The organism is uncultured Cyclobacterium sp. (assembly GCF_963977555.1).
Classification (GTDB): Bacteria; Bacteroidota; Bacteroidia; order Cytophagales; family Cyclobacteriaceae; genus Cyclobacterium.
Map to the genome: position 1 here is coordinate 43091 of NZ_CAXBPD010000025.1, position 16267 is coordinate 59357.

A 16267-nucleotide genomic window follows, 5' to 3' on the forward strand; every position below is an offset into this window, starting at 1 on the left:
GTTAGTAAATTAAAGACCATTTATAACTATGGAATTGAATAAGCAATTGTTTTCTTTTTACAGCATTTTGGTAGTTTTACTTGTTTCAATTACTTTTCAAAGTTTAGCTCAAGAGGATATTTTTGGAATTGACAGGAAAATTAAAAGCAAGAAAAGCGAAAGCGAAGTAGGCAATGCATTTAGAAATGCGGTCAGTAACTTTTCTTTTGAATTGTCTACAGGAGCAGGGTATCATGAGAACCGTCTAATTTTCAACAGTGAAATGCCTGAAAATTATCCTATAACAAATTTGGACATCATGGAGCCGGCTGAGCTAACGAGTGAAGACACTATCTCATTTAGAAATTCAAATTTTGCTTATCCTGTCAATCTGGGGGTTCGCCTCAATTTATTTAACATGTTGGTAGTAGGTGCTGGCTATGGTAGAGAATGGGGCAGTTTCGATCAATTCCATGGTGCAGGCTATGCCTTTACCATGGAAAAAGAGCAGTATACTTATGATAAATTCTACGGAACAGTCGGCTTGGTACTATGGGACGCCAATAAACGAGGAGCCTATTTGCGTTGGAGGTACAGGAAATTTTCCGAAGGCAATATTTCCATACAAAACCAACTTAAACAGAGGGCAAGACAATTTTATCCATGGCGAATAATTGCTGAAGGGGAATTTGGATCCATGAAATTAAAGAAATCTCTTGATCCCCGACTTTCTGCAAGTTCGGGTTATTATGGAGTAGGACTTCGATTTGAGAGAGATTTATCAGAATATTCCAAAGTTTTTATAAAACCTGCAGCAGAATTCAGGCCTTATGAATATAAGATGACGGACCCCGTGGAAAATCAGTCCCTCAAACAGTCAATTTATACTTTACAGGTAGGTGTTTCCATGAGTCTTCCAGGATCAAAAAGATGTAAAGTGGCAGGTTGCAAGGTAGTTATGAAGCATCTTCACAATGGGGTTGAGTACAGAGGAAGCTCTATATGGAAAAGGCAGAATAGAAAAGTAGGGCAGTGGTATGGCAACTGATTTGGGGGTTTTGGGAGGTAATTTTCCAAATTAATTCTCGCGATATGTAAAATTAACTCCATGAATATAAAAAGGATACCGAATTATTGAATTGTAAGAAATATAATATTTTTCTAAACCTTTACTTTTTGCTATCTTGCAGGTTATAAGCGAGAAAAATTAAATATGGCTCAAGGAGAAAACGAGAACATCATTCCGATTAATATTGAGGACGAAATGCGTGGCGCCTACATCGATTATTCGATGTCGGTTATTGTTTCCCGGGCTTTACCGGATGTAAGAGACGGTCTAAAGCCTGTACACCGCAGAATCCTTTATGGAATGCAGGAGTTGGGGGTTTCCCACAACAAGCCTTATAAAAAATCTGCCAGAATAGTCGGTGAAGTATTAGGTAAATACCATCCACACGGTGATTCAGCTGTTTATGAATCTTTGGTTAGAATGGCCCAACCATGGTCATTGCGGTATCCGTTAGTCGATCCTCAAGGAAACTTTGGATCCATTGATGGTGACAACCCTGCGGCCATGAGGTACACAGAGGCAAGATTGAGAAGGATTGCTGAAGAACTACTGACCGATATTAACAAGGACACTGTTGACTTTCAATTAAATTTTGATGACACTTTAAAGGAACCAATAGTATTACCGGCCAAAATTCCGGCCTTATTACTAAATGGAGCCTCAGGTATAGCAGTTGGTATGGCCACTAATATGGCGCCTCATAATTTAGGAGAAGTGATTGATGGCATTTTTGCCTATATAGACAACAATGACATTACTGTTCCTGAATTAATGGAGCACATCATTGCCCCTGATTTCCCTACTGGGGGGATCATTTATGGGTACAATGGTGTGAAAGCTGCTTTCGAAACGGGTAGAGGCAGGGTCATTTTAAGAGGCAAGGCATCAGTTGAAACCAAGGCTTCGGGTAAGGAGATGATTGTGATCCATGAAATCCCTTATCAAGTCAACAAGGCTTCGATGGTTGAGAAAACAGCTCAGCTCATTAATGAGAAGAAAATTGACGGCATTTCGGCCATTAGGGATGAGTCGGATAGGCAAGGAATGCGCATAGTGTATGAGCTCAAGAAAGATGCGATGCCAAGTGTTGTTCTTAATAACCTCTACAAGCACACGCAACTTCAAACTTCATTTAGTGTCAACAATGTAGCTTTGGTTAAAGGCCGACCATTTACACTAAACCTGAAAGAGCTTATTCTACATTATGTAAACCATAGACATGAAGTAGTTGTCAGGAGAACAGAGTACGAACTAAAAGAGGCAGAAAAAAGAGCACATATCCTAGAAGGGTATCTTGTTGCCTTGGATAATATTGATGCTGTAATTCAGTTGATCAGAGATTCAAAAGACCCAGAAACGGCCAGAAATGGTTTGATGGAAAGGTTTGAGCTCACTGAAATTCAGGCCCGCGCTATTCTAGACATGAGACTACAACGTCTTACTGGTATGGAAAGGGCTAAAATTCAGCTTGAATACGATGAGTTGATGAAACTTATTGAAGAGTTAAAAGATATCCTTGCCAATAAGGAAAGAAGAATGCAAATCATCAAAGATGAATTGCTAGAAATAAAAACCCGATACAACGACGAAAGAAGAACTGCCATTGAACACAATGCGGAAGACTTCAACTATGAGGACATGATTCCTAATGAGGAAGTGGTGATCACCGTTTCCAATCAAGGATACATTAAAAGGACCGTCCTCACAGAGTATAAATCTCAAAGTAGAGGAGGCGTAGGATCCAGAGGGGTAAGCACCAAGGAAGATGATTACACTGTTTATCTCTTTACCGCCTTGACCCACAATTACCTATTGATATTCACAGATCAGGGTAAACTTTTCTGGCTTAAAACTTACGCAATTCCAGAAGGAAGTAAAACTTCAAAAGGTAGACCTATACAGAACCTCATTAATATAGAGAGTACTGACAGTATTAGATCTATCATACAGGTTAAGGATTTAACCGATATTGATTATATAAACAATAACAATATCGTGATGATAACTAAGAAAGGTATCATCAAGAAAACGACCTTAGAACAATATTCCAGGCCAAGAACAAATGGTATCATTGCCTTGAACATCAGGGAGGATGACCAGCTATTAAACGTAGAGTTGACCAATGGTGATGCGAACGTAGTTATCGCGTCAAGCTCTGGAAGAGCCGTTCACTTCCACGAATCCACTGTAAGGCCAATGGGTCGAACAGCAACGGGTGTGAAAGCCATTAACTTGGGGGGAGAAGAAAATCATGTAATTGGCATGGTTTGTGTTCAAAGAGATGATGCCACCTTACTCGTCGTAACAGACAAAGGTTATGGCAAACGTTCATTTTTGTCTGAATACAGGATCACCAATAGGGGTGGAAAAGGAGTTAAAGCAATGAATATCACTGAGAAAACCGGTGGATTAGTAGCTATTAAAGAGGTGGTAGATACAGATGATTTGATGATTATAAATCGATCAGGTATTACCATTAGAACTCCGGCAAAAGGGATTAGAGTTATGGGAAGAGCTACTCAGGGCGTTAGGTTAATTCGACTTAATGAAACTGATGAAATTTCTTCGGTAGAAAAAATCGAAAACCTGGAAGAAGATCTGGAAGAAGTTGAAGTAGTAGATGTTACTGAAGATCCAGAAAATCCAAAGGAAACTGAAGCTCTTGACGATGCAGAAACGCCTAGCGAACCTGATTCTGATGAGACAGATGACAATGAAGATAATCCTATAAATGAATAGTAATTGAAACCAATAAAGAACCACACTAGTAACATGAAAAAGTTAATTTTATCGTTGGCTTTGGTGGGCATCGCCTCAACTGTTGCCTTTGGCCAAAAAAAGGTAGTTAGATCTGCTGAGAAAAACTTTGGTAGAGGTAACCTAGAAGAAGCCTATACCGAAATCAAGTCCGCAATATCGGATGAAGAAACTGGAGCACAATCTGAAACCTATTTTATCAAAGGTAAAATAGAAACACAGATGTTTGAGGTAGATTCATCCAATACGGAGACTACAGTAGCAATGGGTCGTGAAGCACAACAGAGCTTTATCAAGACCTTTGAAATTGAGAATGCTGACTCAACTTCTAAAGTGAGTAAGGATTTATTTAAAGAAGTATTGCCTGATATGCCTGCTAATTTTCAAGGTGAAGGTGTATATAGGTTGAAGAATGCGGCATTTAACAAAGCTATCGCTAAATACGAAGAGGAAGACATGGAACTTTCTCATGAGTTTTTCTCTTTAGCAGCTGATTTGGATCCAAATGATACTTCTATAGTATTTAATGCTGGGTATACTGCTAACATGGTTAGCAATACTGAAGCGGCAAAAAAATACTTCACGCAATTGTTGGATGTAGAAGGTTACAATAAATTGAATGCCTACTATTTCTTAATTCAAATTGCCAGTGCTGAAGACAATGATCCTGAAGAGGCATATAGAGTTGTAACCGAAGCAAGAGAAAAGTATCCAGATGACAAAGGATTAGCTGAATTTGAAATCCAGTTATTACTTCAGTTGGATAAAATGGATGAGGCTATGGTTTCAATCGAAAAAGCCTTAGAGAACGACCCGAATAATTCTGCCATTCTATTAAGGTATGGTTACCTTAAAGAGAAATCCGGGGACTTAGATGGTGCTTTAGCTGAGTATAAAAAAGCAGTAGTAGCAGATCCTGAATTCTTTGAAGGTAACTATTATGCAGGAGCAATTTATTTGGACCAAGCCAGAGACATTGAGACGGAAGTGAACAATCTCTCTGATGCAGATTGGGAAGCAAAATCTGAAAGCATGCTCGCGCAGTCTAATAAGTTATATGAAGAAGCATTGCCTTACTTCACTAAGGCTTCAGACTTGCAGCCAGACAATACCGACATCATGGAAATTTTATACCGTGTTCATAGTCGATTGAAGAACGATTCTAAAGTTGAAGAGTACAATCAGAAATTGACTGAGAAATTAGGTGAAGGTTGGTTGGATAGATAATTCAATAACCTATAAAATATTAGAAAAGACCTAGGCATATTTGCTTAGGTCTTTTTTTATGTAGCTCGGTGATATTTTTTATTCAATTGAGTATGGGTAAGCTGTTATGTGTTGATGTGGTTCTTATCACATTCCTTTTTTTAGTTGGGGATCAAATCCTTAACCCTAATGCGATCGAAAATAGGGTATCAACAGCATTAAGCAACTATGCTGACAACAAGTCAATAATATTGACCTTAGTTTAATAAGTGTTTGTGCAAAATTTTTCCTCTTCTAATCTATTCAACTTAAGTGTTTTACGGTTGAGCGCTTCTCAACCGGCTTTTCCCGAAACTATTTCCATTCTGCGGGATACCTAAGCAGACTAATGTCCCACACCAATGGAAGGTAAAATAAGGTTACCAATAATATTAATAGAATCGAAAGCAGATTTAGAAAAAAGCCAGCACGCATCATGACTGGAATAGTAAGGTAACCTGAACCAAATACTACAGCATTGGGAGGCGTGGCTACAGGGAGCATAAAGGCACATGAAGCTGCCATGGTTGCACCTATCATTAGTCCAAACGGATGCACCCCCATGGCCAAAGCCACTGCAGAAAGAATAGGCAGTAGCATAGAGGCAGTTGCCACATTAGAAGTAATTTCAGTAAGGAAATTTACAGCAGCAATTATAATCAATAAAAATAGCCAAAATGGCACATTTTCTAATAGTACAAATTGCTCTCCAATCCAATTGGCGAGACCTGTTTCTTTGAAACCTTCCGCCAAAGCTAAGCCACCTCCGAATAATATTAGTATACCCCAAGGAATTTTTTCTGCTACTTTCCAATCCAGCAATTTTTCCTTTTTCTCATTTCCTGCAGGAATTACAAATAAAAGCATGACGCCCATTAAGGCTATAATTGTATCATTGAGAACAGGAATAAAAGGCTGAATTAAAAAACTACGCGTTATCCATGAAAAACTGACACCTATAAAAACCCACATCACTTTCTTTTCTTGGAGGGTCATTGCTCCTAAAGTTTTAAGTTGTCGGCTGATTTCTTCTCTTCCACCGGCTAAATGCAGCGTCTTTGGAAATTTAAAGGCATAATTTACCAAATAATACCAACAGACAATTAACAATGCAGAAGCTATAGGTAAGCCAACAAGCATCCATTGTCCAAAGCTAATTTCTATGCCATAAATATTGTTCACTACACCTGTTAAAATGATATTTGTTGGCGTGCCTATGATGGTAGCCATTCCGCCAATGGACGCACTGTAGGCTATTCCAAGCATTAATGATGGGCCTAGGGTTTTCTTTATGCCTTTATTGGTATTTGACATCTGCACCACCACGGCGATACCAATTGGTAACATCATCAGTGAAGTAGCCGTGTTTGATATCCACATGGACAGAAAAGCAGTGGCCACCATAAAACCCAGGATTATCCGCTTTAGATCCGTTCCCAGGTAAGATATTATTTTAAGAGCAATGCGTTTGTGAAGATTCCATTTTTCAATACTTACGGCAATCATAAACCCTCCCATATACAAGAGCACCATTGGATCTGAATAGGAGATTGAAGTACCTTTTAAGGTCAATATTCCTGTCAGAGGAAATAAAACCAATGGAAGCAAGGCTGTTGCTGCAATGGGAATGGCTTCAGTAATCCACCATATGGCTATCCAAAATGTGACGGCCAATAATGAGATGCCCTCCGGAGACAAACCTTCAGGTGCAATGCCTAAATACAAAAGTAGAAAAACGATGGGGCCTAAGAATAAACCTATTTGTTGAGTTCGCATAAATTATGAATAAAAGATAAGATTACTTAAAAATGAGCGAATTCGAAAGTATTCTTTACAGTAATGGTTAGACCAACAATTTTACTTAAAACCACTTCAAATGTTGATTATACCTTCTATAAACTCGGAGTTATGGTTTATACCCGTCTGAAGAGGTTTGTGTAGTATTAGTAAAATAAATTGAAAAATTTTGCTAATATTGATGTTGGCCTATGTGCAATTGACAAAATTAATCATTCCTAGAATGTTAGAAATGAAAATATAACCCTATGATCCAAAACAAGTACAAACTTATGAAGCGAATTAGAACCCAACTTTTAATCGGGGTGTTGGCATTTTTTGCCTTTCAATGTGGGCAGGAAGGCCCCAGGTTAGCGTTTAACAAAGGTGACCATATTATTTTAATCGGAAATAATCTGGGATCAAGAATGATGAATTACGGATTTTTCGAAACAGAAATGCATGTTCGCTATCCTGACTCCTTATTGTATATTAGAAATATGAGTGATGGGGGAGACACACCTGGTTTTAGGCCTCACGCAGGTAGGGTATCTCCTTGGGCTTTTCCTGGTGCAGAGGAATTTCAGGATGAATTAGCAACCAATTCAGGAAGTGAAGGACATTTTGAGACGCCAGATGAGTGGATTAAAAGGCATGAAGCAGACATAATCATTGCTTTTTTTGGATACAATGAGTCATTTGAAGGCCAAGAAGGGCTGGAAATGTATAAAAATGAATTGGAAGCCTTTATCAAGCATACCAAAAATACCGTCTATAATGGAGAAGCACCACCCCAATTGGCATTGGTTTCACCGATAGCATTTGAAAATCTTAGTGGAGATTTTGATTTGCCCAATGGTGAAAATGAAAATAAAAACCTAAAAATGTATACTGCTGCAATGAAAGAAATTGCAGAAAGGAATCAAGTATTATTTGTAGATGCTTTTGAACCGTCTTCTTCATGGTTCGCTTCAACAGATGATTACCTTACCATTGATGGTTTTCAATTGACAGAAGAAGGGTACAAGAAATTTTCTACTTTCATTACAGACAATATCTTTGGTGAAGACAAAGCGGTAGCCGAAAGCAACAGAAGTGCCATCCATGCGGCTGTTAAGGAAAAAAACTGGATGTGGCACAATGACTATAAGATCCCAAATGGGGTTCACGTCTTTGGCCGTAGGTACAATCCTTTTGGACCAGATAACTATCCTTACGAATTGAAGAAAATCCGTCAAATGACGGACAATAGAGACCAGGCAATTTGGAAAGCCAATAAAGGAGAAAAATTTGATTTGGCTATGGCTGATGAGAATACCATTGAGTTGCCAGAGGTAAATACCAATTATAATCCGGAAAAGAACGGCAACCTGGAATACCTTTACGGACAAGATGCTTTGGATAAATTTGAAGTTGCAGAAGGTTATAAAGTTGAATTATTTGCCTCTGAAAAAGAATTTCCTGATTTGGCCAACCCTGTACAGATGACTTTTGATACAAAAGGAAGATTATGGGTTTCTGTAATGCCTAGTTATCCACATTACAAACCTGGTGACCCCAAGCCAAATGATAAAATTTTAATTCTGGAAGACACTGATAATGATGGAAAAGCTGACAAGCAAATTGTTTTTGCAGACAGTCTTCACCTTCCTATTGGAATGGAAATAGCTCCTGAAGGTGTATATCTCTCACAAGGCACCAATTTCATTATTCTTAAAGATGAAGATGGAGACGATTACGCAGAGAAAAGAGAGATCTTGTTGAGTGGTTTTGATGACCATGATACACATCATAATATTTCAGCTTTTGTAGCAGACCCTTCAGGTGCCATGTACATGGGGGAAGGGGTTTTCCTTCATACAGATGTAGAAACCCCTTATGGACCTGTAAGGGCTACCAATGGAGGCTTTTACAGGTACAATCCAGCCAGAAGGAGATTGGAAAGAACCGCCCAGCTTCCTATACCTAATCCTTGGGGCATCGCCTTTGATGATTGGGGACAAAATTTCTTTGCAGAAACTTCAGGTCCTGATGTACGATGGATGATGCCAGGGTCAGTAAAATCCAGGTATGGGGAAGGAAATCACAAAGGACCAAACCTGATAGAAGATGCCCATAGGGTAAGGCCTACCTCAGGACTTGAATTTGTTTCCAGCAGACATTTTCCTGAGGAAGTTCAAGGTGACTTGTTGATTAACAATACCATTGGCTTTTTAGGAATGAAAATGCACCGTATGGTAGAGGATGGTACAGGCTATGACAGTGAACACCGGGTGGACCTTATTAAAAGCAGTGATGGAAATTTCAGACCTGTTGACATGGAATTTGCTCCTGATGGCTCTCTTTACTTTGTAGATTGGCACAATATATTGGTAGGCCATATGCAACACAATGCCAGGGATCCATTGAGAGACCATGTTCATGGAAGAATTTATAGAATCACTTACCCTTCCAGGCCTTTGGTAACACCTCCAACAATTGATGGCGCTTCTATTGAAACATTATTGGATAATTTGAAGTTGCCGGAATTCAGGGCCAGGTATACTACCCGAACTGAATTGAGAGGTAGAGACAAAAATGAAGTCTTGTCCAAAATGAAAACATGGATGGCTGCACTTGATAAAAATGATCCCAGGTATGAACACCATTTATTGGAAGGATTATGGGTGAGTTGGGGACTCAATGCTGTAGACCAGGACTTATTGAAAAAACTGATGGACTCTGAAGACCATAGGGTCAGAGCTGCCGTGGCAAGGATACTCCGTTATACAGGACATCAAATTTCTGATCAGGTAGCTTTACTTAAAAAAGCTGCTGCTGATCCACACGGACGCGTAAGGCTAGAGGCCATCGTTGCTGCCTCTTGGATAAATAAAGAAGATGGACTGGCCATTTTGGAGGTGGCCAATGAGCATCCAATGGATGACTGGATGCAAAAACCATTTGAGACTTCTTTGGCACACTTGAATGATATGTCGGTTAAAAATATGGTCATCAATCCTGACGGGTCTGTTGTATTTCATAAGGCAGCAGAAGAGGCGAAGGCATCAAACTCAAGGTTAAAAGGTGAAGAATTAACCCTCTTCCAAATGGGTAAAGCCATTTACAGTAGAGAAGGATTTTGTATCACTTGTCATCAGCCAGATGGCAAAGGACTAACTGCCTCTGGATTCCCACCGCTTGCAGGAACCAAATGGGTGAATGGTAATGAAGAAAGGTTTATCAAAATCGTACTTAATGGCTTGATGGGACCAATCGAAGTATTGGGTAAGGATTATCCCGGTCAAGTACCAATGACCCCTTATGGAGGCATGCTTAATGATAAGGAAGTGGCAGCAGTAATGACCTATGTAAGAAATAGCTTTGGAAACGAAGCTTCTGCCATTAGTCCTGACAAAGTGAAAGCTGTAAGGGCGGCAATCAAAGACAAAACAGGATTCTACTCTCCAACAGAATTGTTGCAAGAGCATCCGATGGAAGAAGAGTAATTGAAAAATGTGATTGGGGTTAATAATGCCCTAATCACATTTTAGTAAAGGTAAAATAGAGGCCGGTTCATCGTTTATGGACTGGCTTTTTTTATCATAAAGGCTTCGATGAACCCTTTGACATGCTTAAGATCGGGGTGATAGAATTATTTTGGGTTGCTGAGCTTATCGAAGCACAAAAAGTCAGCATAGGACAAACTCACAGGGATAAAATGCTGCTCAATTTGTACCTGATGTTTTTCAATCTTATTGATTCGGTTTTTATTGACCATGAAAGAGCGATGTGTACGGACAAAATAGGAGGGGAGCAGTTTTTCCAATTCTTTGAAGGTCATCCTGCTGATTATTTTTTCTACCTCCAATTGAAGGGACACATAGTTTCCTGTGGCTTCACAGTACAAGAGCTCAGAAAAATTTACACGTTGTTGGCTATCGCTAGTTTTGATGAAAATAAATTCCGGTTCTTCTGATGGTTGCAAAGCTTTCCAATCGCGGGCTTTTTGACAAGCTTTTAAAAACCGGCTCAAGGGAAAGGGTTTTAATAGGTAATCCAGTGCATTGAGTTCAAAGCCTTTCACGGCAAATTCAGAATAGGCAGTAGTAAAGATGACCATGGTAACATCCGGAAGCATGGCCATCAGGTCAATTCCTGAAATATCAGGCATATTGATGTCCAAAAAAATAAGGTCTACCGGATTGTTGCTTTGGTATTCCAGTCCTTGGATGCCATCAGAAAAAACGGCTTCCAAAGTAATGAAGGGTACCTTGGAGGCGTGGGATTTGATCACCTCCAAGGCCATTCGCTCATCATCTATAGCAATTGCTTTTAACATAAAGTTAAGGTTTGTCATACGTAATAGATGGTCTATTGCGTATCTCGGGTTCAATCAATCCAGTTGCAAGGAGAAATGTACGAAATATTCACTTTCATTTGAAATGGTGGATAAATTGTACTTTCCGGGATAGTAATGTTCCAGTCGCTTTCTTACATTTTCTAATCCAATTCCTGATTCGTCTTTGGCATTTTCAGCAGTTTTCTTGGGATGGATGCTATTGACCAAATCCAGGTGCACGGTTCCTTTCATGCAACGCAGGTTGATCCGGATCCAGGACTTATTTTTGGTGCTGATGCCATGTTTGAAGGCATTTTCCACAAATGGGATTAGCAACATGGGGGCTATCTGTCCTTCACATTCAGTAGGGGGAAGTTTAAAATCCACTGATAGGTTCTCCTCATTCTCGAAGCGTAGCATTTGCAGGTCCAGGTAATTATTAACATATTCAATTTCTCGTTTTAATGGGATTTGGTCCTGTTGGTTTTCATGAATCATAAAGCGCATCATGTCTCCAAGTTTTTGAATCCCATCGGCCGTTTTCTCTGCATTTTCCATCAATGCAGTACCGTAAAGGGTATTCAGGGCATTGAACAAAAAATGCGGATTGATTTGAGATTTCAGGAAGCTTAAATTGGCCGAGCCTACTTCTACTTTGTGACTCAGGTTTTTAATTTGACCTACCATCCCAAGATATTTATCAAAAGAAAGGTTGGATATGGGGATGATTACCAATTGGATAAGCAATCCAATACCCAGGCCAATCAAGAGGGGTATCTCATCTCCTTCCGCCATGGCTATAAGTAGGAAAAAACCTGGAAAGAGTACCATTAAAAGTACATTATAAAAATTGGCCAACTTCGACTTGCCAGATAGCCGCTTTTTATAAATTAGAAAGTAATTGTAAATCAATACCAAAAGGATGGAAGGCAAAGCAAACGCCAATATAAAGGCAATACTCCTGTGGACCAATTGATCAATTTGAAGTAGAAATAAAGTCAGGAAAAAGAAAATGCTACCCAAACGGATTGAGTTGTAGGATTGATAATCCTTCATTTTGGGTGGAGTTAGTACCTGCTTTAAAAAAATCACCCAAACCAAATAGCCCATGTAAATGGCCATTATTTTAAAATAAAATGCTGTGAATGGGGATTCTGTTATTTTGGAACCAATAGAAAATAAGGTAATGATGACATAAGAGAAAATGGCAATAAGTAGGCTTAAAAAAATTAAGGGGCCCATTTTTTTATTCCTTAGGTATTTTGGAATCAGTACCATATGAAAAAGGTAAAACACCAAAAATAGAATCAGAGGGATAAATATTTTGGCAAAATAGCCAATCATTTCATGATTTGCTCCACGGTGGTTTATATTACCTGCGCTAAGAATATTGACTAAAACGATAATCAGAAAGACCAATGTAACGATCCACCATTCGATTTGTCGAAATGCTAATGATTTAGTTTTCATAAGGGGTTCAATTTATAAATTAAAATTCAAACCAAATACTTTGCACTCGGTTTGTGCTGGGTTAAGTTGATTGGAATATTTATGGGCAGCATAAGCCAAGTAGATATTGTATAGTAATCCTACAATAGTCAATAGTATATAGCATTTTTTATTTGTTTTTGTCATGGCGATTCTAAAATGAGAACATCCGTATGGTGTAAATGCAGGTATTGGTGTTTGTTAATCTTTACACAAGATTATTCTATTCAGAAGCTCCAATCAAAGAAATGTGACGAAATGGGGAAATACAGGGATGGAATTGTTAACTAAAGCAATTGCCAATCTACCAAAGGTTGAATCCCAAAAAAAACCAGTAGATGTTCCGAGCCAATACCCGGCGGCTGAGCGGAGTCGAAGCCATAGGGAAATGTAAATACATATCACCCCATACTGGGATTTGTTGGAAAAACTGAGATCCTTTTTAACATCATAATAAAACAGAAGGAAGGCAAACCCAAAAGAATCACTTAATTAGAAGGTTAAATTACCAAAAAAGAGCACTACCCAGAAGCCGTTCAAAATCTAAATTCATGCGACTCCCCCTTAGCGAAAGGGGGTAGGGGGATTTGTTGGAAAAACCGAAATTCTTTAACTAATTGTGCAAATTTAAAACCCATCGTTTAGTCCCTTAAAGTGCTTTCGTCAATATGATTTTGTCAGCATTGTTGCAAAAAAGGCGCAACAATACCGCCAAAATCAAGATCGTGTAGCTCTCCATTACCACGGGCTTCACCCGTGGCTATTATAGTTTCAGCCCTTCAGGCTTCTTCATTTTGATTTGGGATACCAAAACCGAAACCAAATAATAAATTAGAAGGAAGGGAAACCCATAAAGAACACATAATCAGAAGGTGAAATTACTAAAAAAGAACACCACCCTATAAGCCGCTCAAAATCTAAATTCATGCGACTCCCCCTTAGCGAAAGGGGGCAGGGGGATTTGTTGGGGAAAATCGAAATTCTTTGACGAATCGTATAAGCTTTAAACCCATCGTTTAGTCCCTTAAGGCGCTTTCGTCAATATGATTTTGTCAGCATTGTTGCAAAAAAGGCGCAACAATACCGCCAAAATCAAGATCGTGTAGCTCTCCATTACCACGGGCTTCACCCGTGGCTATTATAGTTTCAGCCCTTCAGGCTTCTTCGTTTTGATTTGGGATACCAAAACCGATGCCCAATACTAAAATAGTAGGAAGGCAAACCCAAAGAATCACCTGATCAGAAGGTTAAATTACTAAAAAAGAACACGACCCTAAAAGCCGCTCAAAATCTAAATTCACGCGACTCCCCCTAGTGAAAGGGGGTAAGCCTGTCCCGACTATAATCGGGAGGGGATTTGTTGAATTTGTCATGACAATAATAGGGAGGGGATTCATTGGAAAATCCGAAATCTTTTGACGAAAATATAGCGCTTTCGTCAATATGATTTTGTCAGCATTGTTGCAGAAAAGGGGCAACAATACCGCCAAAATCAAGATCGTGTAGATTTTCATTACCACGGGCTTCACCCGTGGCTATTATAGTTTCAGCCCTTCAGGCTTCTTTGTTTTGATTTGGGAATACCAAAACCGAAACCCGATAATAAATTAGAAGGAAGGCAAACCCAAAGGATCACCTAATCAGAAGGTTAAATTACTAAAAAAGAACACGACCCTAAAAGCCGCTCAAAATCTAAATTCACGCGACTCCCCCTTTCTTTTAAAGGGGGATCAAGGGGGATTTGTTGAGTATTTTTTAAAAAAAAGAAATTCTCATAGCCCTATTACCAGTCTATATGTGGAGCCAATTACCGATTTTGCATGCTAAAAATGAAATGAATCTCCCTGAGTCCCCCTTTCTTTTAAAGGGGGAGTTTGGACAAAAGGCATTTATGATGTTCAGCTAAATTAATCGTTTAATCGACTAGAGTTAAGGCGCTATTTTTATGGTCTCGGGATATTCATCAATGATTTTTCCATTTTCATTGATCATAAGAAAGTGTTGGTGTGGGCCTTGTAGGGTGGCAATGATCGCTGAGTTTTCCTCTGCAGATTTGGACAGGTACCAAACCTCTTCAGGAGTTTTAGGCTTCTTTTTTTCTACGCCCCAAGAACCATCTCCCAGGTAAACGATGCCGTCAGGATGTACGGCATTGTTTCTTAAAGGCAAGGTACGCTTGTAGGTATGGTCATCATTTTCAAAAGCCACGCGAACACCATATTCTTCAAATAATGGTATCCAATTGTCCAATACCTCTTCCGACCAGAATTGAATACGCTTTCCACCGGGAAGGACCCTACCGGAAGGGTAGCCAGGTTTATGATATACAGGAATTACATGGGGTATATGAGTGCGACGGGCCAATTGTTTTTTTAACCAATCAGTTTGTGTACCACTGATCAAGTTGCTATGAGAACTGTCTAGAATAATCAAACTCAGGTAATCTCCAAAATCAAGTACGCCATATCCAGGTTGACCGGGAAAAGCAAACAAGGGATAAAAGAAGGGCGCTTTTTCCAAGCGCATGGCATCCGTAGGTTCTTCCATTTCGCCTTTTTTCACTTTAGAAATAAAAGCAGGCATGCCAATGTCTTTGTTGATATTGGTTTCTGAGGCAGGGTAGTGGTGGTTGATCACATCATGGTTACCAATACCAACTACCAATGGTACCACACGGCCATCTTCAGTAATCAGGTCTCTTTTTACACCATCAAACCACTGGTACCAAGCGGCTATATTTTCCTTTTGGCCATTGGCATAGGCCAGATCCCCTCCCCAAACGATGAAATCAGGATTATAACGCATGGCAGACTGGTTCATTTTTCTAAACATTTCTCCCTGAGAGGTATCTCCACCGGCAGCAAATCGAATAGGGCGATCATTTTTTGCGGGCATGGTGTGGAATGAATACACCCGAGTAAATTCACCAACACGAAATTCATAGTTTGAACCAGGAGTGAGGTCTTTGATTTCTACCCGATGGATGCTGCGGTCAGAATGAGGGAATTCTTGGATTCTTGGGTAGACTTCCAGCCAGGTTTCATCCCCATCTTTCCTATAATTTAAAGTGTTTTTAGCTTTATCGGAAGGCAAAGTATGCCAGTCAATGGTCATCGTAGTGGTGGGATCCTGTTGCCAGGTAAGGAGAAGGCCTACAGGTTCTGTTTGTGCAAAGGCTGCAGAAAAGAGGGAAAAGGCCAGTAAATGTGTAAAAATTAAGCGAAGTAATAAGCGGAAAGGGTATCTGGAAAGCATGGGTATACTATTTTTTTAAATATACCCAAATTTATAAAAAAGGTCTATTGTCAGTTAGGAATCCTGGGTTATTAATTGATTAATATTTGACAGAATTTTTAACCCCTTAGATCCCAAACATCAATTTACTGTAGTATTTGAAACGATAAAAACCTCCCCATTTCCACATTTTGGAAAAGTCTTTCTTTTCGATCTCTCCCAAAGCCAGTAGTCTGTAGTAGTCAACAATTGGACGGAATAGGAATGGATAGATTATCACCCCAAACATAAAATATGGGAGTGTATTCCTGTAATCTCGCCAGTAGTAGGAAATAAAAACTATTGGAATATCTACGATCAAGTGATAGGTCCAAACGTTCTTAACATACTTTTCCATT

General features: G+C 39.3%; 9 protein-coding genes. 4 read left to right on the forward strand and 5 right to left on the reverse strand.

Annotated elements, in window-relative coordinates:
- Positions 1–28 precede the first annotated feature (28 nt).
- From AAC073_RS22595 to AAC073_RS22605, 3 genes are all read left to right on the forward strand, one after another.
- On the forward strand, positions 29–1027 hold the full coding sequence (locus AAC073_RS22595) for a hypothetical protein (RefSeq protein WP_339926094.1): 999 nt from the start codon (positions 29–31) through the stop codon (positions 1025–1027).
- A 165-nt stretch (positions 1028–1192) separates the two neighbouring features.
- Positions 1193–3787, forward strand: a complete 2595-nt coding sequence (gene gyrA, locus AAC073_RS22600; RefSeq protein WP_339926095.1) for a DNA gyrase subunit A — start codon at positions 1193–1195, stop codon at positions 3785–3787.
- A 33-nt stretch (positions 3788–3820) separates the two neighbouring features.
- Positions 3821–5032, forward strand: coding sequence for a tetratricopeptide repeat protein (locus AAC073_RS22605; protein ID WP_339926096.1), 1212 nt, complete (start codon positions 3821–3823; stop codon positions 5030–5032).
- Positions 5033–5365: 333 nt separating this feature from the next.
- Here AAC073_RS22605 and AAC073_RS22610 read toward each other — a convergent pair whose 3' ends face one another.
- Positions 5366–6826: a DASS family sodium-coupled anion symporter gene (locus AAC073_RS22610; protein WP_339926097.1), complete on the reverse strand. Its 1461-nt coding sequence runs from the start codon at positions 6824–6826 to the stop codon at positions 5366–5368.
- Positions 6827–7119: 293 nt separating this feature from the next.
- Between AAC073_RS22610 and AAC073_RS22615 the strand changes: the two genes are divergently transcribed.
- Positions 7120–10314 (forward strand): PVC-type heme-binding CxxCH protein, encoded by a 3195-nt coding sequence (locus AAC073_RS22615; RefSeq protein ID WP_339926098.1) that lies wholly within the window; start codon positions 7120–7122, stop codon positions 10312–10314.
- A gap of 146 nt (positions 10315–10460) precedes the next feature.
- On the opposite strand, the gene AAC073_RS22620 is transcribed toward AAC073_RS22615, so the two are convergent.
- The 4 genes from AAC073_RS22620 to AAC073_RS22635 form a co-directional block, all read right to left on the reverse strand.
- Positions 10461–11147, reverse strand: a complete 687-nt coding sequence (locus AAC073_RS22620) for a LytTR family DNA-binding domain-containing protein (protein WP_339926099.1) — start codon at positions 11145–11147, stop codon at positions 10461–10463.
- 54 nt (positions 11148–11201) lie between these two features.
- On the reverse strand, positions 11202–12617 hold the full coding sequence (locus AAC073_RS22625) for a histidine kinase (RefSeq protein WP_339926100.1): 1416 nt from the start codon (positions 12615–12617) through the stop codon (positions 11202–11204).
- Positions 12618–14564: 1947 nt separating this feature from the next.
- Positions 14565–15890: a fibronectin type III domain-containing protein gene (locus AAC073_RS22630; protein WP_339926101.1), complete on the reverse strand. Its 1326-nt coding sequence runs from the start codon at positions 15888–15890 to the stop codon at positions 14565–14567.
- A gap of 106 nt (positions 15891–15996) precedes the next feature.
- The gene (locus AAC073_RS22635) at positions 15997–16266 is read right to left on the reverse strand and encodes a hypothetical protein (protein ID WP_339926102.1); all 270 of its coding nucleotides are present in this window, start codon (positions 16264–16266) and stop codon (positions 15997–15999) included.
- Between the last annotated feature and the right edge of the window lies 1 nt (position 16267).